Raw genomic sequence first — 24,460 nt, 5'->3', positions numbered from 1 at the left:
CCTCTGAGCCGCTAGAAAAGCAGGCCACAGCCGAAAACTATCCAATGGAAAATACGGTCGCCGCCGGTAACGATCCGTCAATACCGAGCCTATGCCACGATCTTCGCGCCATCATGCGGCTGACTCTTCTTTCAGCCTGCTCGATATGTCATATGCCGACATGGGTTTTCCAATCAGATATCCTTGAAGCTGATCGCAGCCGGCGTCGCGCAAGATCGCCGCCTGGCGGGCAGTCTCGATACCTTCCGCGGTAACGGGAATCCGCAACGCTGTCGCGAGGGAGATGGTTGCTCGAAGAACATCGGCGCCATTTGCGCCTTCGTCGAGAGCCGACACCAGCGAGCGATCGATTTTCATGCGATCAAACCCGAACTGCCGCAATGCGCCAATGCTTGCGTAACCGCAGCCAAAGTCATCAAGCGCGAACTTTATGCCGACATGCTTGAGCTGGTCTATCGACCGTCGCGCCTGATCCGGATTTGTCATCAGAACGCCTTCGGTGATCTCCAGTGTCAGGCGGTTGGGATTGAAATCGAGTTCCTGCAGGACCGAGATCACTTCGGCGGCAAACTCCGGATTGCAAAGCTGGATTGGCGAAACGTTCACCGACAATGCGAGGTCGGGCCAGCCCTTGGCATGCTCGATCGATGTCCTCAGCATATGAACGCCGAGTGCGTCGATGAGGCCGCATCTCTCGGCAAGAGGGATGAAAATCTCCGGGCTGATATTTCCGGTTACAGTTCGCCAGCGCGCCAGTGCTTCAAGACCGGTCACAGCGCCCGTCGAAGCAGAGACGAGAGGTTGGAAAACGGCCTCGATTGCGCCACTGCTGATGGCATTCTTCAACAGGCCTTCTAGTTCGGCGACCCGTTGGCGTTCCCGGTCCAGTTCGGGGTCGTATTCGATCGCCTGGCCTCTGCCATTTGCCTTGGCACGATAAAGGGCCATGTCCGCTCTACGGAGAAGCTCCAAGGGCGGGACGTCGCCGTCGCGAGCAGCAGCTCCTATGCTTGCGCCAACTTCGATTGTTCGTCCGTCGATTTTGAAGGGCTCGGCAAACAGCGCCAAAATCGTCTTTTCCATCTCTCCGCATGTGGCAGAACCGACGTGCACCAGCGCAAATTCGTCGCCCCCGAGCCGAGCCGCGGCAATGATTTCGGGGTGGCAGGCCGTCAGCGCCTTCGCGACGAGCCGGATCAAATCGTCCCCCACCGCATGGCCCCAGGCGTCGTTGACGGCCTTGAAGCCATCAAGGTCGACGAGATAAAGCCGATGTGGCGAAGAGGTCGAATTCTCCAGCTCTTCCAGCAGGTTGAGAAGCCCATGTCTGTTCAACAGGCCGCTCAGGCTATCGTGGTCGGCTTCGAAAATCGCTGCTTGCGCCAATTGGCGCAGGCGCCGTGCTTCGGAGGCGCCAACCAGCAGAACGCCGATCAGAAACAACGCGAGGATGACGATAGCGGCTGCGATATAAGGATAGACCTGATGAAACACGGCGCTTCCCGGCCCTTTGCTGGGCCAGACGAGATAGCCGATGACGGTCCCTTTCATGTCGGTGATCGGCGTGTTCAGGAACTCCGGCTTCGGCGTCGTCTCAAGGTGCAAGCCTTCAAGTTCATGTTCGTTCGAGAGCGTATCGATAACCTCCGACGTAAACTCCTTGTAGAAACTCAGCACACTGAACTTCGGAAGCTTGGGGGCGTCCTCGAAAGGCTGGATCGCCTGCGAGGCGATCAGGGCTATACCGCTTTCGGTCTTGATGAAATTGACCACCGGCGCCCTCGCCGGAGCCGCAGCCGCATTGATCTGCTGATAAAAGACGTCGCCAAAAAAAGTGCCCGGCTGGAAGGGCTTGCCTTTGGCATAGGCCGAGACGATCGAAGACCGGTCAGGGCCGGTTACGATCGCGCCGTCATAAAGCGCATAATCCTCGCTGGTTTTTCCCCAATTCTCATAGGCCCAATCCGCAGCGGCCGGAGATGAAACAGCACTATAGGCATCGTCCCATATGGCATTGTCCGTCGTTGTCCCGCTCAGGCGACCCACAAACGCACCGATCGCCGCGCGGGCGGCGCGACTGGCCCTGGCATCATCGATTTCGTTCGCCGACCGGGTCATCGTAACGACGACTTGCGCCATCAGGCCGGTCAGTACGAGGGCGACGACAAGGAAGAAGACCGTTGTCGCGATGATGGAAGACGTCTGGGTCCGAACGTATCTACCTGCAAGATTCGACGACATGCAAATTCCGCAAAGATTAATTGCAAGGCCATGTCTGTGTGACGGCAGGAGACATCATGTCCGCAATGCGCTGCAGATAAGGTTTAGCATTTGCCGATGTAGGCGCGATTAATGGGATTGGTTAAAAGCATTTCAATCAGGGACAAAGGGCCAAAAACACCGTTTGCCGGCTTGCCGTTTCGGATCATCGCTACGACCGCGACGACATAAACAAAGCCGAAAACGGGAAAGGCCCGGGCTTCGTCGCGTCCGTTTGCTGGCCGCTCAAATCTTGATCACATAATCCTTGCGAGTCGTTTCAACGACTTCCCACGTTCCCTTGAAGCCAGGTCTGAGGATCATCCGATCGCCCGCCTTCAGATGAACCGGCTCACCGCCCTCCTCCGTCACGATCGAATGGCCGGCCAGCAGGCTGAAATATTCCCACTCCTCGTAGACGATCCGCCACTTGCCCGGCGTCGCCTCCCAGATGCCGGAATAAAGGCCGCCTTCTCTCTCCTCCAGATTCCAAGTACGGAAACGCGGATCGCCGGAGACAATCCGATCGGCTTCGGGGGCGCCGAATTCCGGTTCGACGCTAACGATGTCGAAGGTGATGTAGTTTGTCATGGTCACCGTAGATCCCTCTGTATCAGATCTTCGAGAGCGCCTGTTCAAGATCGGCGATGATGTCCTTGACGTCCTCGATGCCGACGGAAAGGCGCACCACGTCAGGCCCAGCGCCGGCAGCGATCCTCTGCTCGTCGGTCAACTGCCGGTGCGTCGTCGAGGCCGGATGGATGACGAGCGAACGGGTGTCGCCGATATTGGCAAGATGGGAGAAGAGCTCCAGCCCCTCGACCAGTGTCTTGCCCGCCTCATAGCCGCCCTTGACGCCGAAGGTGAAGACGGAGCCTGCGCCCTTCGGCGAGTAGCGCTGCTGCAGGGCGTGGTTCGGGTCGTCGTCGAGGCCGGCATAATTCACCCAGGCGATCTTGCTGTGCGCCTTCAGCCATTTCGCTACGGCGATCGCATTGTCGCTGTGGCGCTGCATCCTGAGCGGCAGCGTCTCGATGCCGGTCAGGATCAGGAAAGCATTGAAGGGCGAGATCGCCGGCCCGAGATCGCGCAGGCCGAGCACGCGGGCAGCGATCGCAAAGGCGAAATTGCCGAAAGTCGCATGCAGGACCATGCCGCTATATTCCGGCCGCGGGCTCGACAGCATCGGGTAATTGCCGGATTTCGACCAGTCGAAGGTGCCGCCGTCGACGATGAGGCCGCCCATGGAATTGCCGTGGCCGCCGAGAAACTTGGTCAGCGAATGCACGACGATGTCGGCGCCGTGCTCGATCGGACGGATGAAATAGGGTGTCGCCATCGTATTGTCGACGATCAGCGGCAGGCCGTGGCGATGCGCGACGTCGGCAATCGCGGCGATATCGACGAAGGTACCGCCTGGATTGGCCAGGCTTTCGAGGAATATGCCGCGCGTCTTGTCGTCGATCTGGCTTTCGAAGCTTGCCGGATCGGCGGCATCGGCCCAACGCACCTGCCAGCCGAAATTCTCGAAGGCATGGCCGAACTGGTTGACCGAGCCGCCGTAGAGCTGGCGGGCAGCGATGAAATTCTCGCCGGGGCGCATGATGGTGTGGAAGACGATCACCTGCGCCGCATGGCCGGAGGCAACGGCAAGGGCTGCCGTGCCGCCCTCGAGCGCTGCGACGCGCTCCTCGAGCACGGCCTGCGTCGGGTTCATGATGCGGGTGTAGATGTTGCCGAAGGCTTGCAGACCGAAGAGTGCGGCGGCATGATCGGAATCATTGAAGACGAAAGCGGTCGTCTGGTAGATCGGCGTTACCCGCGCGCCCGTCGCCGGGTCGGGTTGCGCGCCGGCATGGATCGCCAACGTGTTGAATCCCGGATCGTTCTTGGCCATGTCGTCCTCCAGTTGTTGCTGACGGCCAGGATCATAGCCGGTCGCTTGCGAAAGTTAATCGCGATCCATTTCAACCCATGGGCGTTCGGTGGAAAATCCGTCTCAGGGGATCGCAACTCAGGCAATAAGACGAGGATACTCGATCGCCGGGCAGCGGTTCATCACCACCTGGATGCCGGCGGCCTCCGCCTTTGCCGCAGCCGCATCGTCGCGCACACCAAGTTGAGACCAGATGATTTTCGGCAGCGGCCTCAGCGCCAGCGCCTCCTCGACGACGCCATCCAGATATTCGGAAGCGCGAAAGACGTCGACCATGTCGATCGGCACGGGAATGTCGGCAAGCCGGGCATAAACGGTGCGGCCCTGGATCAGCTTGCCCGCCTGCCCCGGATTGACAGGAATGACCTCGTAGCCGCGCGACAGCAGATAGCCCATGACGCCGTTGCTCGGCCGGGCCGGATTGGGCGAAGCGCCGGTCAGCGCGATGGACTTTACCGAATGCAGGATGCCGGCGAGGTAATCATCCGTGTAGGCGTCGTGATTCATGTCCGCTTCTCCACTCCCAAAAGCCCTTCGGCACGGCCGGCCTGTTTTTTGCGTTTCCGTGAAACCGGCTGCGTGTCTTTTCCGTATATATGAATTGGCCCGTATATATGAACTGGATACTCCTTGAGGATGATTCGATGAAAAAAGTCGCTCTTGCCCTCATGCTCGTGCTCGCCGCATCGCCGGCGCTGGCGATCTCGCGCTACAATCCGCTCACCATGAGCTGTGCCAGCGTGCGCGCCGCCATTCACAATCAGGGCGCCGTCATCTTCCGCTACCAGTCTCCCCGTGGCTTGCCGCTCTACGACCGCTATGTCCGCAACAGCAATTATTGCGACGCGACCGATTATGCGGAATGGACGCATATCCCTTCGAAAGACACTCCCCGCTGCCAGGTCCTGAACTGTCAGAACATCGACAACCTCGACGGGATGCTCTTCGTTCCGCACCATCAACTCTGATGTTTTTCGCCGCCGTGGCAGACGCAGAAACTACACGCTTTTCGCGTTTGCGAAAGGTTTGAGGATCAATTCCGCGCTGCGATTTCGTGACGATTGCACAATCAGGAGCTTTAATTTTCCTCTATGTCGAAGTTATAGAATAATATCTATATTTCAGCAGCATAGAATAATCAGCTCCCGAATTCCTGCAGATGTTTTCTCTTTTTGTTCGTTATATCTCCGCGCTTTGTTCCTGTATCCATTAGGAACATCTCATAGTTGAAAGGATCGCCCTGGATTGAACGCGTGTCGCGCGCACGTAAAAATTGCCCAAATGGACCGCCATTGTTCGCATACTGAAAGGATGCTATTCGACATCTGAACGCATAAGCGACCGCCACCGCGCATTTTCGTGCAAATCTCAGTTGTCTTTTCAGGAATTTGAAACGCCGAAGGCGAGGCGTATTCCGCTTCCTCCCATCCTCTCCGGATTCACTCCATTGCCTCTCGACGTCATCCTGCTTGTTCTCTTCGGCGCACTACTGCACGCGACATGGAACGCCATCGTCAAGGCCGGAAGCGACAAATCCCTCGATGCGGCATTGATCTCGGCCGGCGGCGCGGTTTCGGCGCTGCCGTTCCTTGCATTCCTGCCGTTGCCGCACGCCTCGGCCTGGCCGTTCATCGGTGCCTCGGCCATCCTGCAATTTGCTTATTTTCAATTGGTCGCCGCTGCCTACCGGGCCGGCGACATCGGCCTCGTCTATCCGCTGATGCGTGGCTGCGCACCGCTGCTGATCGCCGCGACAAGCGGTTTTATTCTCCAGGAAAATCTTTCCGGCGGCGCCCTTGCCGGCACAATAACGATCTCGGCCGGCGTGCTGACACTCGCCCTGGAGGCGCGGCGCGGCAGCAGCCGCGCTGTCGTCCTCTCGCTTGCCAATGCCTGCGTCATCGCCAGCTACACCTATGTTGACGGAATCGGCGCACGCATCTCCGGCAATGCGGTTTCCTACACTTTGTGGATGTCGCTGCTGCCGCCGGTCCTGCTGTTTTCCTGGGCAGCGTCCCAGCGCGGCGCTTTCGCCGTGGTGCGTCACGTTCGCCGCAATTGGTGGCGCGGCCTCATCGGCGGCGCCGGCTCGATCGCTTCCTACGGGCTGGCGCTCTGGGCGATGACAAAAGCCCCCGTCGCGACCGTCGCGGCCTTGCGCGAAACTGCGATCCTCTTTGCGCTGGTGATCTCGATCACCGTCTTCAAGGAAAAAGCCAGCATCTGGCGCTACATCGCCGGCGTCGTCATCGCGCTCGGCGGGCTGATTCTGAAACTGGCGTGATCACTAGAGCCTTTCCTGGTCAGATTGCAGCATTCTGACCAGGAAAGGCTCTAACCCTTCCATTCCGGCTTGCGCTTGCCGAGGAAGGCGCTGATCCCTTCCTGCGCATCCTCAGTCAACATGTTCTCGACCATCACCCTGGCGGTATAATCATATGCCGCCTCCACCGGCAGTTCGAGCTGCCGGTTGAAGGCTTCCTTGCCGATCTTCAGCGTCAGCGGCGACTTGCTGGCGATCACTGCCGCATATTTGGAAACCACCTGCGCCAGATACTGCTTCGGCACGATGCGGTTGACGAGGCCGAAATCCTTGGCGGTCGAGGCGTCGATCGTCTCACCGGTCAGCAGCATCTCCATCGCCTGCTTGCGGTGCGCGGCACGGGAAACGGCTACCATCGGCGTCGAACAGAACAGGCCGATGTTGACGCCCGGGGTGCAGAATGTCGAACTGTCCGTGCAGATCGCCAGATCGCAGGAAGCAACGAGCTGGCAGCCCGCAGCCGTTGCAAGCCCGTCGATCTCGGCGATGACAGGCTTCGGCAGATGCGCGATCTTTAGCATCAAATCGGCGCAAAGCCGGAAGGATCTTTCGAAGAAATCGACCCCCTGATCTTCATCGGCGCGATGGGCGGTGAGTTCCTTGAGATCATGCCCGGCGGAAAAGACATTGCCGGTCGAGGCGATGACGACGACGCGCACATCCGGCTCCGCCCCGGCCGTCTCGAGCTCCCCCAGCAGCGCTTCGAGAAGCGCGATCGAAAGCACATTGGCCGGTGGGTTGTTGAGCACGAGCCGCAGCACGCCGTCGCGCAGCGAGCGGGTCAGCATGCCGCCCTCTTCCGCTCCGGCGTCCTTCCGGAAGGATACGATTTCGGCCATGATGCTCTCCCTGCGCTCGATTCCAGGCAGACGTTTTGCCACAAGGCGCCGGAAATTTCGAGCAGGATCCGCACTCCCCGCAGAGACCGTTGCCGTCAGGACCAGAACCACGACTTCGATGTCTCAGCGCTTGCCTGCGCACGGGTCAGACCGACATCGCAAAGCTCGTCGTCGGTGAGTTCCAAAAGCGTGCGGCGGCTGCGGCGCTTTTCGAGGTGATGCTCGATCGTCATCAGCAGCCGCAGGCTCCAGCGCGCCATGCCGTGAAGTCTCGACCGAACGATATCGCGAGGTGTGCCAAGGATCCCGCTTAATTCCAGGGCCATCTCTTCTTCCTTTCTTCAACGGATGAAAGATGCGCTGGAAGATGCCGCGAAAGAAACTTATGGATATTATGATATGCATAAGGATTTCTTTTGTATGCCTCTCCACCTCGATCAGCTTGCCGCCTTCGTCAATGTCGCCGATCTCGGAAGCTTCACGGCTGCGGCCGACAAGGAAGGCCTGACGCAACCGGCCGTCAGCCTGCAGGTGAAGGGGCTCGAACAGCGGCTCGGCGTCCGGCTAATCGAGCGTGTCGGGCGGCGGGCGCAGCCGACCGCGGCAGGCCTCGACCTGCTCGTGCATGCAAGGCGACTGCTTCAGGAATCGGCCGCCGCGGAAGAAGCGATGATGCCGTACAGAGATGGCGCCAGCGGCCGTGTGCGCATCGGCAGCGGCGGCACGGCGTCGATCCATCTGCTTCCTCGCGCCATCGCTGTTGCCAGAAAATCCATGCCCGGCCTCGAAATCACCGTGCGCATCGGCGATGCCGACGACATTCTGCGTGATCTGGAAGCCAACAGCCTCGACATCGCCGTCGTCGCCCTGCCGGCATCCGGACGCAACTTCGAGATCGAGCCGTTCTACGAGGAAGAATTGCTGGCCGTCGCTCCTGCGGGCAGCCTGATGCCCGAAGGCGGACCGGACGCGGCCTTCATGCGCGACAGGACGCTGCTGCTTTATGAGGGCGGCAATACCAGGCGGGCAATCGACGCGTGGCTGGCTGCACCGGATACCAGGGTCCGGCCTGCGATGGAGTTCGGCAGCATCGAGGCGATCAAGGAACTGGTGGCCGTGGGGCTTGGCTGGTCGATCCTGCCGGGGCTGGCGCTGAAGCGCGACCGCGCCGGCCTGGTGACGACTTCATCGCTGAACCCGCGGCTCACGCGCCGCCTCGGCATGGTTCTGCGCCGGGACAAACATCTGACACGCGGCCTTCGCGAAATGATGAAATGCCTGCGCGCGTTCAAAGGCTGAGAGCTGCTTTCGACCGGGGACGCGATTTCAAACCGGCAGAGATGACGTGAAAAACGTCAGGCGCAGCAGTTCGCGACCGCAGAAATATGAGGTATCAAAATACCACATATCCAAGTGCTTGTTTTTGCTTCAAAATTTTTCCAAACCTTCGAAATGTCGATATTGACCCAGTCTCACATTGCCTTTATACACCGCCCCAGAACGCAGCCTGTCCGGGCTGCTTTCTTTTTGGCATGCCTAAAGCCTGCCAATCCAAGCAACAAGAAACGCCCTTCAAGCCCTCCGGCCAAGGGTCCCAAAAGAGAGTATTCACTATGGCAACCTTCTCCCAGAAGCCTGCAGAGGTGGAGAAGAAGTGGGTGATCATCGACGCCGAAGGGCTGGTCGTTGGCCGTCTCGCTTCCATCATCGCTATGCGCCTGCGCGGCAAGCATAAGGCAACCTTCACGCCTCACGTTGACGACGGCGACAACGTCATCGTTATCAATGCCGAAAAGGTCGTTTTCACCGGCAAGAAGTATTCCGACAAGGTCTACTACTGGCACACCGGTTATGCCGGCGGCATCAAGGAACGCAGCGCACGCCAGATCATCGAAGGCCGCTTCCCGGAGCGCGTCCTCGAAAAGGCCGTCGAACGCATGGTTCCGCGGGGCCCGCTCGGCCGTCGCCAGATGAAGAACCTGCGCGTTTACGCCGGCTCCAACCATCCCCATGAAGCCCAGCAGCCGGTCGCCCTCGACGTCGCCGCGCTCAACAAAAAGAACGTAAGGAGCGCCTGATATGGCTGACCTCTCCTCCCTGAAGGATCTCGGCACGGTTTCCGAAGCTGCTGCTCCGGCCCACGTCCGCAAGGTCGACTCGCTCGGCCGCTCCTACGCGACCGGCAAGCGCAAGAACGCTGTCGCCCGCGTCTGGGTCAAGCCGGGCTCCGGCAAGATCACCGTCAACGGCAAGGAATTCGCGGAATATTTCGCACGTCCGGTGCTGCAGATGATCCTGCGCCAGCCGATCGTTGCGGCTGCCCGTGACGGCCAGTTCGACATCGTCGCAACCGTTGCCGGCGGCGGCCTCTCCGGCCAGGCCGGTGCCGTTCGCCATGGCGTGTCCAAGGCGCTCACCTACTTCGAACCGGGCCTGCGCGCGGTACTGAAGAAGGGCGGCTTCCTGACCCGCGACAGCCGCGTCGTCGAACGCAAGAAGTACGGCAAGGCGAAGGCCCGCCGCTCGTTCCAGTTCTCCAAGCGTTAATCGCTTCGGACAGACGGAATTTACGAAGGCCGGGGCAACCCGGCCTTTTTGTTTTGCGCTGTTTAAACCAATCGGAAGCGTGCCGGCATGCCATTGTCGCATTCCCGCTCTGCTGGTAGAAACTTGGCAAAGCGCTTCGGAAATGAGCGAAGCCGCAGTCAGGGTCGCATCATGGGAACAACCAAGTCCGCAGACAAATAAGCCGCAACAACTCTGCCCTGTTGTTGCGGCGTCTGTCCGGTCAATCCCGATACTGATGAAGAGACAGATCGCCGCCGAATGAAATCATTTGAGCGGGTTCTTTCCCATGTCTTATCCCAAAATCCAGCAATGGACCTATCCCCTGCCGGCAGCCTTGCTGCTGATGGCACCCTTCGACATCCTGGCCTCGCTCGCCATGGATATCTATCTGCCGATCGTACCGGTCATGCCGCAGGCGCTCGGCACTTCGCCGGCCGTCATCCAACTGACCCTCAGCCTCTACATGCTCGTGCTCGGTGTCGGCCAGATGGTCTTCGGCCCAGTTTCCGATATTGTCGGACGACGGCCTGTCCTGCTTGGAGGTGCTGCACTCTTTGCAGCTTCATCCTTCCTGCTTGCCGGCTCCTCGTCGGCGCCGATCTTCGTGGTCTTGAGATTGTTGCAGGCAGTCGGCGCGTCGGCGACCCTCGTCGCAACTTTCGCAACAGTGCGTGACGTCTACGCCGGGCGTCCCGAAAGCAGCACGATCTATAGCCTTCTCGGCTCCATCCTCTCTTTCGTGCCCGCACTCGGCCCGATCATCGGAGCCTTGATCGCAAATCGCTTCGGCTGGCGCGCCATCTTCCTCGTCATCGGCCTCCTTTCGGTTGTCGCCCTTTTCAACGCCGGCATGCGGTGGCACGAAACCCGCCCTGCCGTCACCGCGAAGATCGCTCTCCGCCCGATCCTTACAAGCCCTCCCTTCTGGGTTTATACGGGCGGCTTCAGTACGGCGATGGGCGCCTTCTTCGTCTTCTTCTCGACGGCACCCCGTATCCTGATCGACAAAGCCGGTTTTTCCGGCATCGCCTTCAGCTTCACCTTTGCCACGGTGGCGCTGGTGATGATCGTGACGGCGCGTTTCGCCAAATGTTTCGTCATGCGTTGGGGCATTGCAGGCAGCCTTGCCAGAGGCATGGCAATGCTGCTTCTCGGCGCCGTGCTGCTTGCCTTTGGACAGCTGTTTCTGCAGCCTTCCCTCGTCAGCTTCGTCGTGCCGATGTGGATCATCGCGATCGGCATCGTGGTTGCGACGGCGGTCACCGCCAACGGCGCCCTCGACGCCTTTGGCGACACGGCAGGAACGGCGGTCGCGCTCTATTTCTGCGTCCAGAGCATCATCGTCGGCTTTGCCGGAACCTTCTTCGTGATTCTGCTCGGCGGCGACAGTGCCTGGCCGCTCGTGGGCTATGTCTCAGCGACCGCGCTGACGACGCTGGCTGGATTGTGGTGCCTGCGGGAGCCGGCCAGATAGGCAGCGGACAAATAACGGTCGCTCGACGATAACGAGCGGCCGTCGTCCGAACGATTGCTTGAAATCCGTCCGCACCTCGCCTACGCCTTTCTGCGCGCGGCGGATCGGCCAATTCCTTCGCGAGAGACCCGCCGCCCGACGCTCTGGCGTCGAACGGCGATCCTGCAATGCAGCGTCCGTATCGAACGCGACTATGATTTTGCGACCGAAAAAGGAGCACGATTTGGCGAACAGATCGATTGACCACGCCTTCACGGCGACCAGCCTCACCTCCGCTGCCAGCGATCCGACCTTTGCCGGCGCGCTGTCTTTCATGCGCCGCCGCTTCACCAAGGAGCTCGCTGGCGTCGACGTCGCCGTCTGGGGCATCCCCTTCGATGCCGCGACATCGAACAGGCCGGGCACGCGGTTCGGGCCGCAGGCGATCCGGCGCGCATCGGCGATCTTCGACAATGATGCGCAATATCCTTTCAACCGCGATCTCTTCGCCGAAATGGCCGTGATCGACTACGGCGATTGCCTGCTCGACTATGGCAACCATCAGGACACGCCGGCCGCTATCGAACGCCAGGCGAATGTCATCCTCGACAGCGGCGCCTTCCTGTTGACTCTCGGCGGCGATCATTACGTCACCTGGCCGCTGCTGAAAGCCCATGTGGCAAAACATGGGCCGCTGGCGCTCGTGCAGTTCGATGCGCACCAGGACACCTGGTTCGACGAGGAACGCCGCATCGACCATGGTTCTTTCGTGGCACGCGCCGCCCGCGAAGGCACCATCGATCCCGACCGCTCCATTCAGATCGGCATCCGCACCCATGCGCCTGAGGATTGCGGCGTCAATATTCTCTACGGTCATCAGGTCGAGGAGATGAGTGCCAGCGATATCGCCTCGGCGATCATCTCCCATACGCGCGGGGCGCCGGCCTATCTCACCTTCGATATCGATTGCCTCGATCCGGCCTTTGCGCCGGGCACCGGCACGCCGGTCTCAGGCGGGCCATCGACCGCCAAGATCCTTTCTGTGCTGCAGCGTCTGCACCAGCTCGACATCCGCGGCGCCGACGTCGTCGAGGTATCGCCGCCCTATGATCATGCCGATATCACCGCCATTGCGGGGGCAACGGTGGCGATGTATATGCTGGGGCTTCATGCCGAGCGACGCGCCATCGCGGTGTCACAAGGCTGACCTATTATCCTCAAACTGAATCCGGAAACCTTCAGAACCCATTGAAAGCGCAGGTTTAACATGGCACCGAAAATCTTCATCGACGGCGAACACGGCACGACGGGTCTGCAGATCCGCACGCGCATGGCCGGCCGCCGCGATGTTGAACTTCTGTCCATACCCGAAGCCGAGCGGCGCAACGCCGCCATGCGTGAGGACATGCTGAACGGCGCCGACATCGCCATTCTCTGCCTGCCCGACGATGCGTCGAAGGAAGCGGTTCAGATGGTTTCGGCCAACAACAATGTCCGCGTCATCGACACCTCGACCGCCTTCCGGATCAATCCCGGCTGGGCCTATGGTTTTGCCGAAATGGACAAGCAGCAGGCCGACAAGATCGCTGCCGCCCGTCTCGTCGCCAATCCCGGCTGCTATCCCACCGGAGCGATCGGCCTCATCCGGCCGCTTCGCGCTGCCGGAATCCTGCCGGACGGCTATCCGGTTACGGTCAACGCGGTCTCCGGCTATACTGGCGGCGGCAAACAGATGATCGCGCAGATGGAAAACCCGGATCACCCGGATGCGATCACCGCGCCGCATTTCCTCTACGGCCTGCCACTCACCCACAAACACGTGCCCGAGATGACCGTGCACGGCCTGCTCGATCGCGCGCCGATCTTCTCGCCGTCGGTCGGCAAGTTCGCGCAAGGCATGATCGTGCAGGTGCCGCTACATCTCGACGATCTTACCGAGGGCACGACGATGGAGAGCATCCATGCCGCCCTCGTCGCCCATTATGCCGGCCAGGATATCGTCAGTGTCGTGCCGTTGGCCGAAAGCAAGGCCCTGCCCCGCGTCAATGCCATCGAGCTTGAATGCAAGGACACGATGAAGCTCTTCGTCTTCGGCACACCAGGCGCTTCGCAGGTCAATTTGGTGGCGCTGCTCGACAATCTCGGCAAGGGGGCGTCGGGCGCTGCAGTCCAGAATATGGATCTGATGCTCGCTTCGTAAGATGCAGACGACGGCATCAACGTGGTGCCGCTCGAGCTTTGACTCATCATGATGTTTCCGCGGCTGCTTGCATCGGCGGCCGCAGCATCGCTTTCGCGCTCGATCATCGATGACGATTGGGCTATGAAACCGGATCCTTCCTCCTTGCCCATCCCGAATCACGGAGCCGATGTCATGACGCTGGATGCGCTTATCGCTGGCGTCGGCGCATGGTTTGCCGCAGCCTTGCCCGATCATGGCATCTATGCGCTGATGGCATTTGCCTTCATCGCTGGGCTTGCACGCGGCTTTTCGGGTTTCGGCGCCGCATTGATCTTCATTCCGCTCGGCGGCGCGATCGTCGGGCCGAAGCTGATCTCGCCGATCCTGCTCGTCATCGACGGCATTGCCACACTCGGGATGATCCCACCGGCCTGGCGCGGCGCCAACCGGCGCGAGGTTTTCGTCATGGCGGCGGGTGCCGCGCTCGGCGTGCCGGCCGGCACCGCGATGCTGGCGCTGCTCGATCCGATGCTGCTGCGCTGGAGCATCACGATCATCGCCATCTCCTTGCTCGCGCTTCTCGTATCGGGATGGCGCTACCACGGCGCACCTTCGGCGCCACTCAGCAGCGGCGTCGGTCTAATTGCCGGCCTTTTCAGCGGCGCTGCGCAGCTCGGCGGGCCGCCGGTCGTCGCCTACTGGCTCGGCGGCAAGAGCGACTTCACCCGCGTCAGGGCGAATGTCGTGCTCTATTTCTCGATCTCGTCCGTCTTCAGCGCCATCAGCTATTATATCGGCGGACTGTTCGTGCCTGCCGTCTTTGCGCTCACCGTCGTCATCCTGCCGAGTTATGTGGTCGGGCTCTACGGCGGCTCGAAACTGTTCGGGCTTGCCGAGGAACGGACCTTCCGCATCGCCTGCTATGTCCTGATCGCCGCCGCCGCAATCATCGGCATGCCGCTGCTCGACGGCGTACTGCGCTAGAACCGCCGGCGGAAGGCCGCTCGCTTCAGTCGCGTTCGGCGATCATCGTCCCGTGCGGATATTCGCCGTAAAAGCCGCGCCAGTTGGCGACGGCGAAGCCGAAAACGACAAGCGCGCCGGCCTGATGCAGCAGGCCCCAGTGAAGCGGCACCTGCATCAGCAGCGTCGCTATGCCGATCGCTGCCTGCAGCGTCACAAGCACGAAAAGCAGGATCGCGCGACGTGCATGGGTGGTCCAAGGCGCTGCGCGAAGGGCGATCACCATGTTGATCAGCGTCAATGCGAAGAGCGTATAGGCGCCGATCCGATGAATGAACTGCACCGTCTTCGGGTTCTCGAAGGCATTGATCCAGAAGGGCTGCTGGATCAGCAGATCGGAAGGGATGACGGCGCCGTCCATCAGCGGCCAGGTATTGTAGGAAAAACCGGCGTCGAGCCCTGCCACCAGCGCTCCGAGATAGATCTGGAACAGTGAGAAAATGGCGATCGCGGCGGCAAAACCGCGCGAGCTTCTTGTCGGCGCCGGATCGTCGGAATGCCTGGAGAGACCGCGCATGATCCACATGCAGCCGGCAAAGATCAGGCAGGCCATGACGAGATGCGTCGCCAGCCTGTACTGGCTGACGTCGGTTCGGACGGAAAGGCCCGAGGACACCATCCACCAACCGATAAACCCCTGCAGGCCGCCGAGCGCCAGGATGCCGACGAGCGGCCAGCGCAGACGCTTCTCGATACGCCCCGTCAGCCAGAAATAGATGAGCGGCAGCGCGAAGATCACGCCGATGGCACGCGCGATCAGCCGGTGCGCCCATTCCCACCAGAAGATGCCTTTGAACTCATCGACGGTCATGGAACTGTTCAGCTGCTGAAATTCGGGAATGCGCTGGTAGAGGCGGAATTCCTCCTCCCATTCGGCGGCCGACAGCGGTGGGATGACGCCGTGGATCGGCTTCCACTCTGTGATCGACAGGCCGGAATTGGTCAGCCGCGTGGCGCCGCCGACGAGCACGAGACAGAAGAGCGCCAAAAGCACGAAGCCGAGCCAGAAGCGCAAGGCGCGGCGGTCGCGATTCTGCTTGCGCATTTCGCTCAGGATCGCCTGTTCCGTGGTCGGGTTTGCAACGGCCATGATGTCTCCTTCTATCCGGCAGTTGATTTGCCCCACCGGCTCATGCAAAACAAGCCCCGAACCTTTGCGGCATGCCGTCGCGCCAGGTTCAACCCGTCCATTGCAAGAGATAGCCGATGCCCGTCCGCCTTCGCAAATTCATCGGCACTATCCTCATCATCGTGCTCGTAGTCGTCTATGCGCTGGTGGCGAACACGATCGCGGTGGCAACGCTCGGCAACGCACCCTGGTGGGGACACCTGCTCTATTTCCTGCTCACCGGCTTGCTCTGGGTATTGCCGGCGATGGTGATCATCAAATGGATGGCCGGACCGCCGCAGCGCTAAAGCGCGTCGCGGTCTTTCAGATTCGCTTGTCGCGCTTTAGGTCTTTGTTTTTACGCATGTCGTTGTCGCAAAACCGCGGCACACTTTTGCGCGACATGCTTTAGCCATTAACGGCCGAATAACCGTGATCTGCGGAAAACCTCACCCATCGCCTGCGGTTAAACCAAATATACGGCTGGCATACCTACCTTCCCGTTCAGCATTCTTGACCGGAGAAAATCGTGCAGACGCAACAGCTCGATGTCCATGAACAGCCGTCCGACGACGTGGCGCTGGCCGATACGGCCATTTCGCGCCTGCGCCAGCTGAGCATGAAACTCGCCATGGCCCAACTCGACATCGAAGTCTTTGACGCGATGCAGCCGCTGGAGGATGACTGGCGGGCGCTGGAGCGCGACAACCTCCAGTCCCTGCATCAGAGCTACGACTGGTGCGCCGCCTGGGTGAGCGCCTTCCAGCGGCCGCTTGCGATCCTCAAAGCCACTCATGCGGGTCAGACCGTCTTCATTCTGCCGGTCGAGATCGTCAAGTCCCGCGGGCTCAGGACGGCGAGATTCATTGCCGCCGATCACAGCAATATCAATACCGGCCTATTCGCAGAGAGCTTTGCCGAAGCCGGCAGGACCATCGACCCCCATGAGTTCGCCGGTCGGCTCCGGCATGCGCTGAAGGGCCGCGCCGATCTGCTGCTGCTGCAGAACATTCCGCTGGAATGGCGAGGGCGAGAGAGCCCGCTCGCCGGGCTGCCGATGGTGCAGAACCAGAATCACGCCTATCAGCTGCCGTTCCTTCCCGCTTTCGAGGACACGCTGAAGCAGCTCAACGCCAAGAACCGGCGCAAGAAATTCCGTGTTCAGTCGAAGCGTTTCGAGGCGGCCGGCGGCTTCGAATACGTCATTCCCGAGACATCGGCAGAACAGCACGGCCTGCTCGATATCTTCTTCCGCCTGAAAAGCGCCCGCTTCGCCAGCCTCGGCCTGCCCGACGTCTTTGCCGACAGGGAAACGCAGACCTTCCTGCACGGTCTCATCGACAAGCAGGACGACACCAGGCAGTACTTCGGGCTGCAGATGCATATGCTCCGGCTCAAGGGCGAGCATGAGGGTAAGATCGCCGCGATTTCAGGGATTTCGCGCAAGGGCGACCATATCATCTGCCAGTTCGGCGCGATCGATGAAGAACTCGTGCCGGATACGAGCCCCGGCGAATTCCTCTATTGGCAGACCATCTCGGGATTGCATGGCAAGGGTGTAGCGCTGTTCGATTTCGGCCTCGGCGACCAGACCTACAAGCGTTCCTGGGCGCCGGTCGAGACCGCGCATTACGACGTGGTGCTGCCGGTATCGCCGTTCGGCGTCGTCGCCGGCGCCGCACACCGGCTCGTCACCCGCGGCAAGGCGCACATCAAGGCGCGCCCGAAGCTCTATAAATTCGCCCAGGGCATCCGGGCACGGATCGGCTGATCGTCAAAAAACTAGGCGGCCCGGCCGAGTGCCTGCTCGGCCCCTTCGCCGCCCGACATCAGCACGACGCGCTCATAGCCGGCAGCCTGGAATTCCGTCATCAGAGCAACGAAAATGGTCTCCTCGACCTCAGGCAGCGAGAGGATGATCTCGACGTCCCGGCTGCGCGTCAGCCGCGAGACGCCGGCAACATCGGCCGAACCGCATTCGACCACCACGAGATCGTAGGCGGCGGCGAGCGCATCGAGCAGCAACGACAGCCGATCGACACCGCGCATGGCGCGGCGCACGTCGCTCTGCCCCTGGGGAATGAGATGCGCATCGGAGAGGCGGTCGCCGTGGATCGTGTCGCCGAAGGCGGCCTCGCCGCAAAGCAGATCGGTGACGCCAAGGGCGCCCGGGTCCTCGGCCATCAGTTCCGTGGGGTAGCCGGAGCCGGTCATATCGATCAGGATGACGCGGTGGCCGGCATCGGCGAGCATGCGGGTCAGCGAAACCGTCGCCGCCGAGCCATTCTCACCAGTCGGCGATATGGCGATTGCCAGCGGCGCGCGGCTGCCGGTGAGATAGTCAGCAACTGAAGCGACGGAGAATTCATTGTCATCCTCCGGCTCGTCCTCTGGCACATCCTCGGCAGCCTTCACGTCCTCGATCGTATCCTCCTCGTCCGCGACGACGGCGAGCATGCTCGGCTGAACGGGTTTTCCGGCGGCGGCGATCGGAGCGGCCTGCGGCACATGTTTCTCCTCGACGACTGCTTCTGCCTCAATTGTTTCCGGGGAGGCATCTGTCGGGCGGAGAGCCCGGCCGCTGAAGAGCTCGGCCAGCATGATGACGATGGCGCTCATGATCAGCGTCGCGACGGCAGCGACGACGACGATCGGCACCACCTTCGGGAAATAAGGATCGACCGGCTCGACGGCCCTCGAAACGATCCGGGCATCAGCCGGGCTCGAATTGCTGTCGGCGCGGGAGGCGGCCTCGCGGTAGCGCACCAGGTAGGTTTCGAGCAGTTGGCGCTGGGCGTTCGCCTCGCGCTCTAGCGCATTGAGACCGACCTCGTCCTCACCGGCGCGGGCGCTGTTGGCCTGGACCGTGTCCGACTGGCGCTCGAGCTCGCTCGCCCTCAGATCCGCAACCTTCGACTCGTTCTCGATGCTCGCCAGGATCTTCTGCGTCTCCTGGCGAATCTGGCTACGGATATCGGAGAGCTGGGCGCGCAGGCTTTTCAGCCGCGGATGATTATTGAGAAGGCTAGTCTGCAGATCGGAGATCTGCGACTGCAGGCCGGATTCCGTCCCCTTCAGCCGCTGTATCGCCTGGGAGGACATGATGTCGGGCAGCGTATCGGAGGCTTCGCCCGAAGACAGTGCATTGCGCACCGCCTGCGCCCTCGCCTCGGCATTGGCCTTGTCGCCCCGCACGCGGGTCAGCTCGGCGGAGATATCGTTCAATTGCTGGGCCGGAAAAGTGGTCGTGCCGTTCGTCTGCAGCAGCCCGTGCGACGTGCGGTATTCGGCGACCTTCCTCTCGGCTTCGCTGACCTTCTGGCGCAGACCTTCGATCTCCGGCTCCAGCCAGCGGGTCGCCTCGGAATTGGAATCGAGCTTGGCGCCGCTCTGGGTCGAAAGATAGACATTCGCCATGGCATTCGGGATGGCGGCGGCGAGCTTCGGATCCTTGGAGGTGAAAGTGATGCCGATGACGCGTGAACCCGGCACCTGATAGACCTGCAGGCGTTCGACGAAGGCGTCGATGACACGCTCTTCCGGCGGATTTTCCAGTGGGTTCTTCTTCAGGTGCAGCTTCACCAGGATACTGCTCATGGCCGAGCCGCTGGCGGCATCGTCGAATTCCGGCAGGTTATAAAGCTTCAGATCGTTGATGACCTTCTTGAGGAGATCGGCCGATTGCAGAAGCTGCACCTGGCTGGCGATGTTCAGTTCATCCATCAGCGGACCGGCGCTGGCGTCATTGGCCTGCTGCGTGCTGGCGAAAGCCGGCGCACGGGGTTCGATGAGGATGCGTGTTTCGCTGCGATATTGCGGCGACATGATTTTGGCGCCGGCAAAGGCGACGCCCGCCCCCACGAGGGTGATTGCCAAAATCCGCAGACGGCGCGCCCAGACCGCACGGACCAACTGGCCGAGGTCGATGTCCACATCCTGATCACGAGCTACGCCGGACATGCTCTTACTCCACAACAAAGGTGCCGTAAGCGTAAACGACCATGGTAACTCAACGGTTAATGGCGATCTCGCCGAGAAATGAGCGATGATCGATGAAGGATACCGGAAATTGCAAGCGCCCTTTACCGGGCATTAACCCTAACGGATCGATAACGGCTGCACCGAGTTCATTTTTGTGAGCACAAGCGGATGTCTGTCGTCCAGCCCAAGATCCTTTTGGCCCTGAGCCTTGCAGCCATGACGGCAGCACTGAGCGGCTGCACGACGTACAAGCCGGCGCCGAAGGCCTTCAACGAGGCAACCATACAGCCCTATACGCTGGACAGCGGCGATCGGCTGCGCATTACCGTCTTCGACCAGCAGAGCCTGACCAATACCTATACGGTGGATCAGGCAGGTTATGTCGCCTTCCCGCTCATCGGCCAGGTCCCTGCCCGCGGCCGAACCCTGCAGCAACTCTCGGGACAGATCGCCCAGAAACTGCAGCAGGGCTATCTTCGCGATCCCGACGTCACCATCGATGTCGATCGCTACCGCTCGGTCTTCATCATGGGTGAAGTCGGCCAGCCCGGCCAGTATGCCTATGTTCCCGGCATGACGGTGCAGAATGCCATCGCTGTTGCCGGCGGTTTCACCAGCCGCGCCAACCAGCGCATGGTCGATGTCACCCGCAAGATCAACGGACAGGTGCTGACCGGCCGCATCAACATATCGGGGCCGATTATCGCGGGTGACACGATCTACGTTCGCGAACGGCTTTTCTGAACGATGGCAAAACAGCAGCCACTCCGCATCCTCCATTGCTTCAGGTCGCCGATCGGCGGAATTTTCCGCCATGTCCGCGATCTCGTCGAAGAGCACAGCAAGGCCGGCCATGAAATCGGCATCCTCTGCGACAGCTCGACCGGCGGCGAGTACGAGGACAGCCTGTTCGACGATATCCGTCCCTATCTCTCGCTCGGCCTGACGCGCGTGCCGATCCGGCGCTCAATCAGCCCGTCCGATATTGCGACGATGTGGGATACATACAAGAAAATCAAAAGTTTGCGGCCGGATGTGCTGCACGGACACGGCGCCAAAGGCGGTGTGCTCGCGCGACTTGCCGGCTCAGTGTTGCGGGTGAACAGGTATCGCGTAGCCCGCCTCTATACCGCGCATGGCGGAAGCCTGCATTATTCGCGCTCCTCGCTCAGCGGACAGTTCGTCCTCCGGATGGAGCGCCTGCAGGAATATTTCACCGATGCGCTGGTCTTCATCTGCGAATATGAGCGCGACACCTATGCGCGCAAGGTCGGACGGCCAAGGACGAAGACGAGACTGATCTACAACGGCATCGGCGAGCGCGATTTCGAGCCGATCCCGACTCGCTCGGATGCCGTGCATTTCATCTATGTCGGAATGCTCCGGGACCTCAAGGGTCCCGATCTGTTTGTCGATGCCTTCGCCAAGACCGAACGGCTGCTCGGCAGGCCGCTGTCGGCGCTGATGATTGGCGACGGGCCGGATCGCGACCGCTACCGTGAGATGATGGTCGAACGCGGCCTTGGTAAACGCATCGGCATGCTGCCGGCCATGCGGGTCCACGAAGCCTTCTCCATGGCGCAGAACCTCGTCGTTCCCTCGCGCGCCGAAGCCATGCCCTACATCGTGCTCGAGGGGCTCGGCGCCGGCAAGACGATCATCGCAAGCCGTGTCGGCGGCATTCCCGAGGTGCTCGGCGCCGACAGCGCAGCACTGGTGGAGCCCGGCAATTCCGACGATCTCGCCCGCGTCATGGCGGAAACGCTGAGCACGCCCGACTGGCACGCCAGGACGATGCCGAAGCCCGAGGCAGTGAAGGCGGTGTTTTCTTCGGCCGTCATGGCACGCGATGTCCTGAAATTGTACCATGAGCTCGTCAATCCCGCTGCCGGCCAAGCAATGCCCGTTGCCTCGTAAATATTTCTTAGGGGCTTTCTGGTATTTCGCTTGGTGACAACGAGCGAAAAGCCCCATGAACAAGCTGGAAAAAGGCGATCAATTCGACGTGGAAGCACTGCGCAAGCAGGTCTCCGACGTCGAGGCGCGCGGCGGCGCGGGTCAGGAGAAGCCTTCCGACCCGACCGAAATCAACCCCTTTGCCCGGCAGATCGCCGAGCAGTTCCGCGACGGAACCAATTCGCCTGTGATCATCATCGGCCAATTGCGGCTGCTGGAATTCCTGGCGCTCTTCGCGATCGCCCTGATCTCCCACTATTTCTGGCCCGGTGACGGCAGCGATTCCACCTCGATGCGGGCGGGCATGGCGGCGATCGCTTCGGCCCTGACCGTTATCGGCCTGCAGCTTGCCGACACCTACACCATTCCCGCCCTCCGGGCGAAGCTGCGGCTGATGCCACGCATCCTCGCCTCCTGGACGATCGCGCTTCTCCTGAGCGTCGGCCTGTTCGCGCTCATTCGCGGCACCACATGGGCGATGGTCGATGCCTATATCCCGTGGTTCGCCGCAGGCGCGCTCTTCCTTGCGGCCGAGCGCTTCCTCGTCGCCTACGGCATCCGCAACTGGGCGCGCAACGGCATCATGGAACGGCGCGCCGTCATCGTCGGCGGCGGCGAGCCGGCCAAGGACCTGATCCGCATCCTCGAACAGCAGGCCGACAACGACATCCGTATCTGCGGCATCTTCGACGACCGCGGCGAGAAACGATCGCCGATCATGGTCGCCGGTTATCCGAAGCTCGGCACTGTCGCCGAACTCGTCGAATTCGTGCGACTGACGCGCATCGACATGCTGATCATGGCCCTGCCGCTGTCGGCCGAGGCCCGTATCTACGATCTTTTGAAGAAGCTCTGGGTTCTGCCGGTCGATATCCGCCTTGCCGCGCATGCCAACCGGCTGCGCTTCCGGCCGCGCGCCTATTCGCATGTCGGCTCGGTGCCGATGCTCGATATTTTCAAAAAGCCGATCCGCGACTGGGATTCGGTCGCCAAGCGCGGCTTCGACCTCTTCTTCACTTTGGTCGCGCTGGCACTGCTCTGGCCGCTGATGATCGCGACCGCGATCGCCATCAAGGCGACCTCCGAAGGCCCGGTCTTCTTCATGCAGAAGCGCCACGGCTTCAACAACGAAATCATCAACGTCTTCAAGTTCCGCTCGATGTACACCACCATGGCCGACCCCACCGGCAAGGCCGCGGTGACCAAGGGCGATCCGCGCGTCACCCGCGTCGGCCGCTTCATCCGCAAGACCTCGATCGACGAATTGCCGCAGCTTTTCAACGTTTTGAGGGGCGAGCTCTCGCTGGTCGGCCCACGCCCGCATGCCGTTCTCGCCCAGGCGCGCGATCGCGCCTTCGCCGATGTCGTCGAGGGTTATTTCGCCCGCCACCGCGTCAAGCCCGGCGTCACCGGCTGGGCGCAGATCAACGGCTGGCGCGGCGAAGTGGACAATGACGAGAAGATCAAGTTCCGCACGGCCTACGACCTCTACTACATCGAGAACTGGTCGCTCTGGTTCGATCTTAAGATCCTGTTCCTGACGCCGATCCGACTGCTCAACACGGAAAACGCCTATTGAGCGCGATCGAGGCGACATATCCCCGTGTCGCCCAACCGCAGCGGATGACGCTGCGCCTGATCGGCTCGGCTTTTGTCGCCTTCGGCGTCTTCCTCTCCGGTTTCGTGATCGACGAGCCGGCACCTTATGAACTCTGGATGGCGGGGCTGATCGGCCTCTGGTTCATCCTGGGTCTCAGGATTTCGTGCAGCGTGGCGCCGCTGCTTGCCCTGCTGCTGATCTTCAATATTGGCGGCATGCTGTCGCTGACGCAGATGAAGGACCTGGCAACCGCGCCGATGTATATCGCGGTGTCGACCTTCCTGGCGCTGACGGCGGTCTTCTACGCGGCAATCATCGAGGACAGCCACAAGCGGCTGCCGCTGATCTTCAATGCCTGGACCTTTGCCGCCGTCGCCACCTCCGCGCTCGGCATACTCGGCTATTTCCACGCCTTTCCGGGCGCGGAAATCTTCACGCTCTACGACCGTGCCAAGGGCGCCTTCCAGGATCCGAATGTTTTCGGCCCCTTCCTGGTGCCGCCATCGCTCTATCTCGTCCACGGTATTTTGGTCGGCGACCTGAAGAAATCGCCGCTGAAGGCCGCCGCCCTGCTGGTGCTTGCGCTCGGGATTTTCCTCTCCTTTTCCCGCGCCGCCTGGGGGCTCTTCGCGCTCGGCGTGGTGCTGTTGATCTTCATCATGCTGCTGAAAGAGCGCAGCGGCGCCTTTCGCTTGAGAGTCCTGGTCCTGTCGCTGGCGGCGATCATCATGCTGATCGCGTCGCTGCTGGTGGCGCTGCAGATCCCGAAGGTCGCCGAACTGTTTTCGGCGCGCGCCCAGCTGGTACAGCAATATGACGGCGAACATCTCGGCCGCTTCGAGCGCCACCGGATCGGCTTCACCATGATGATGGAGCGTCCGCTCGGCATCGGCCCGCTGGTGTTCGGCACGATGTTTCCCGAGGACGAGCACAATATCTGGCTGAAGTCGCTCACCTCCTATGGCTGGCTCGGTTTCGTCAGCTACGTCGGCATGCTTCTCTGGACGCTGGCTCTCGGTTTCAGAAACCTGCTGCTCGACCGACCGTGGCAGCCCTTCCTGATGATCGCCTGGATCTCGGTTCTCGGCCATGCGACGATCGGCAACGTCATCGATATCGACCACTGGCGCCATGTCTATCTGCTGCTCGGCACGGTCTGGGGCTGCGCGGCGCTGGAAGTGCGCCACAAGCGTGAACGAAGACGCCACGAGGCGGCGTGAGGTGTTGCCGTC

At 61.2% G+C, this 24,460-nt stretch carries 23 protein-coding genes; 15 read left to right on the top strand and 8 right to left on the bottom strand.

Going from position 1 to position 24,460, the window contains the following annotated elements; all coding sequences use genetic code 11:
* Positions 1–111 precede the first annotated feature (111 nt).
* From HFO71_RS13370 to HFO71_RS13355, 4 genes are all read right to left on the bottom strand, one after another.
* Positions 112–2,241 carry a bifunctional diguanylate cyclase/phosphodiesterase gene (locus HFO71_RS13370; protein WP_221988162.1) on the bottom strand — a complete coding sequence of 710 codons (2,130 nt, stop codon included), beginning with the start codon at positions 2,239–2,241 and terminating at the stop codon, positions 112–114.
* 264 nt (positions 2,242–2,505) lie between these two features.
* Positions 2,506–2,850, bottom strand: coding sequence for a cupin domain-containing protein (locus tag HFO71_RS13365; protein WP_131640478.1), 345 nt, complete (start codon positions 2,848–2,850; stop codon positions 2,506–2,508).
* Between the two features lie 22 nt (positions 2,851–2,872).
* Complete coding sequence (locus HFO71_RS13360; RefSeq protein WP_168258254.1) at positions 2,873–4,156, bottom strand: O-acetylhomoserine aminocarboxypropyltransferase; 1,284 nt, start codon at positions 4,154–4,156, stop codon at positions 2,873–2,875.
* 117 nt (positions 4,157–4,273) lie between these two features.
* Positions 4,274–4,702 carry a CoA-binding protein gene (locus HFO71_RS13355; protein ID WP_168258253.1) on the bottom strand — a complete coding sequence of 143 codons (429 nt, stop codon included), beginning with the start codon at positions 4,700–4,702 and terminating at the stop codon, positions 4,274–4,276.
* Positions 4,703–4,839: 137 nt separating this feature from the next.
* Between HFO71_RS13355 and HFO71_RS13350 the strand changes: the two genes are divergently transcribed.
* Together HFO71_RS13350 and HFO71_RS13345 are read left to right on the top strand one after the other, a co-directional pair.
* The gene (locus tag HFO71_RS13350; RefSeq protein ID WP_025394078.1) at positions 4,840–5,163 is read left to right on the top strand and encodes a hypothetical protein; all 324 of its coding nucleotides are present in this window, start codon (positions 4,840–4,842) and stop codon (positions 5,161–5,163) included.
* 479 nt (positions 5,164–5,642) lie between these two features.
* On the top strand, positions 5,643–6,479 hold the full coding sequence (locus HFO71_RS13345) for an EamA family transporter (RefSeq protein ID WP_025394077.1): 837 nt from the start codon (positions 5,643–5,645) through the stop codon (positions 6,477–6,479).
* Positions 6,480–6,529: 50 nt separating this feature from the next.
* Here the strand turns inward: HFO71_RS13345 and HFO71_RS13340 are convergent, their stop codons facing one another.
* A complete protein-coding gene (locus tag HFO71_RS13340; RefSeq protein ID WP_168258252.1) occupies positions 6,530–7,357 on the bottom strand; it encodes an enoyl-CoA hydratase in 828 nt (275 codons plus the stop codon).
* 95 nt (positions 7,358–7,452) lie between these two features.
* Entirely contained in the window at positions 7,453–7,683 is a 231-nt protein-coding gene (locus HFO71_RS13335; RefSeq protein WP_168258251.1) for a DUF1127 domain-containing protein, read from the bottom strand.
* Between the two features lie 73 nt (positions 7,684–7,756).
* Here HFO71_RS13335 and HFO71_RS13330 point away from each other — a divergent pair, with 73 nt between their 5' ends.
* The 7 genes from HFO71_RS13330 (at position 7,757) to HFO71_RS13300 (ending at position 14,544) form a co-directional block, all read left to right on the top strand.
* Positions 7,757–8,656: a LysR family transcriptional regulator gene (locus HFO71_RS13330; protein ID WP_170269537.1), complete on the top strand. Its 900-nt coding sequence runs from the start codon at positions 7,757–7,759 to the stop codon at positions 8,654–8,656.
* Positions 8,657–8,970: 314 nt separating this feature from the next.
* On the top strand, positions 8,971–9,435 hold the full coding sequence (gene rplM, locus HFO71_RS13325) for a 50S ribosomal protein L13 (RefSeq protein WP_003558420.1): 465 nt from the start codon (positions 8,971–8,973) through the stop codon (positions 9,433–9,435).
* A 1-nt stretch (position 9,436) separates the two neighbouring features.
* Positions 9,437–9,904, top strand: a complete 468-nt coding sequence (rpsI, locus tag HFO71_RS13320; RefSeq protein WP_003558419.1) for a 30S ribosomal protein S9 — start codon at positions 9,437–9,439, stop codon at positions 9,902–9,904.
* Between the two features lie 307 nt (positions 9,905–10,211).
* Entirely contained in the window at positions 10,212–11,399 is a 1,188-nt protein-coding gene (gene cml / locus HFO71_RS13315; RefSeq protein WP_168258249.1) for a CmlA/FloR family chloramphenicol efflux MFS transporter, read from the top strand.
* A 223-nt stretch (positions 11,400–11,622) separates the two neighbouring features.
* Positions 11,623–12,585 (top strand): agmatinase, encoded by a 963-nt coding sequence (speB, locus tag HFO71_RS13310; RefSeq protein WP_168258248.1) that lies wholly within the window; start codon positions 11,623–11,625, stop codon positions 12,583–12,585.
* A 60-nt stretch (positions 12,586–12,645) separates the two neighbouring features.
* Positions 12,646–13,578 carry an N-acetyl-gamma-glutamyl-phosphate reductase gene (argC, locus tag HFO71_RS13305; RefSeq protein WP_168258247.1) on the top strand — a complete coding sequence of 311 codons (933 nt, stop codon included), beginning with the start codon at positions 12,646–12,648 and terminating at the stop codon, positions 13,576–13,578.
* Between the two features lie 174 nt (positions 13,579–13,752).
* Entirely contained in the window at positions 13,753–14,544 is a 792-nt protein-coding gene (locus HFO71_RS13300) for a sulfite exporter TauE/SafE family protein (RefSeq protein WP_077976293.1), read from the top strand.
* A gap of 25 nt (positions 14,545–14,569) precedes the next feature.
* Here the strand turns inward: HFO71_RS13300 and HFO71_RS13295 are convergent, their stop codons facing one another.
* The gene (locus HFO71_RS13295; protein WP_017990999.1) at positions 14,570–15,673 is read right to left on the bottom strand and encodes a COX15/CtaA family protein; all 1,104 of its coding nucleotides are present in this window, start codon (positions 15,671–15,673) and stop codon (positions 14,570–14,572) included.
* Between the two features lie 116 nt (positions 15,674–15,789).
* Here HFO71_RS13295 and HFO71_RS13290 point away from each other — a divergent pair, with 116 nt between their 5' ends.
* Positions 15,790–15,999 carry a DUF2842 domain-containing protein gene (locus tag HFO71_RS13290; protein WP_003547289.1) on the top strand — a complete coding sequence of 70 codons (210 nt, stop codon included), beginning with the start codon at positions 15,790–15,792 and terminating at the stop codon, positions 15,997–15,999.
* Between the two features lie 221 nt (positions 16,000–16,220).
* Complete coding sequence (locus HFO71_RS13285; RefSeq protein WP_077976214.1) at positions 16,221–17,462, top strand: GNAT family N-acetyltransferase; 1,242 nt, start codon at positions 16,221–16,223, stop codon at positions 17,460–17,462.
* A gap of 11 nt (positions 17,463–17,473) precedes the next feature.
* Here the strand turns inward: HFO71_RS13285 and HFO71_RS13280 are convergent, their stop codons facing one another.
* Positions 17,474–19,651 (bottom strand): GumC family protein, encoded by a 2,178-nt coding sequence (locus HFO71_RS13280; RefSeq protein ID WP_168258246.1) that lies wholly within the window; start codon positions 19,649–19,651, stop codon positions 17,474–17,476.
* A gap of 189 nt (positions 19,652–19,840) precedes the next feature.
* Here HFO71_RS13280 and HFO71_RS13275 point away from each other — a divergent pair, with 189 nt between their 5' ends.
* The 4 genes from HFO71_RS13275 to HFO71_RS13260 are packed head-to-tail and all read left to right on the top strand — an operon-like array spanning position 19,841 to position 24,448.
* The gene (locus tag HFO71_RS13275; RefSeq protein ID WP_020049461.1) at positions 19,841–20,416 is read left to right on the top strand and encodes a polysaccharide biosynthesis/export family protein; all 576 of its coding nucleotides are present in this window, start codon (positions 19,841–19,843) and stop codon (positions 20,414–20,416) included.
* Positions 20,417–20,419: 3 nt separating this feature from the next.
* Positions 20,420–21,589 carry a glycosyltransferase family 4 protein gene (locus HFO71_RS13270; RefSeq protein ID WP_025394066.1) on the top strand — a complete coding sequence of 390 codons (1,170 nt, stop codon included), beginning with the start codon at positions 20,420–20,422 and terminating at the stop codon, positions 21,587–21,589.
* 55 nt (positions 21,590–21,644) lie between these two features.
* Entirely contained in the window at positions 21,645–23,207 is a 1,563-nt protein-coding gene (locus HFO71_RS13265) for an undecaprenyl-phosphate glucose phosphotransferase (protein WP_168258245.1), read from the top strand.
* Positions 23,204–24,448, top strand: a complete 1,245-nt coding sequence (locus HFO71_RS13260) for an O-antigen ligase family protein (protein WP_077976211.1) — start codon at positions 23,204–23,206, stop codon at positions 24,446–24,448. Before HFO71_RS13265 ends, HFO71_RS13260 begins: the two co-directional genes overlap by 4 nt.
* Positions 24,449–24,460: the final 12 nt, after the last annotated feature.

The organism is Rhizobium laguerreae (genome assembly GCF_019778565.1).
GTDB lineage: Bacteria > Pseudomonadota > Alphaproteobacteria > Rhizobiales > Rhizobiaceae > Rhizobium > Rhizobium laguerreae.
The sequence above is the reverse complement of the archived record's forward strand: the minus strand, read 5'-3'. Positions and strand labels throughout refer to the sequence as shown.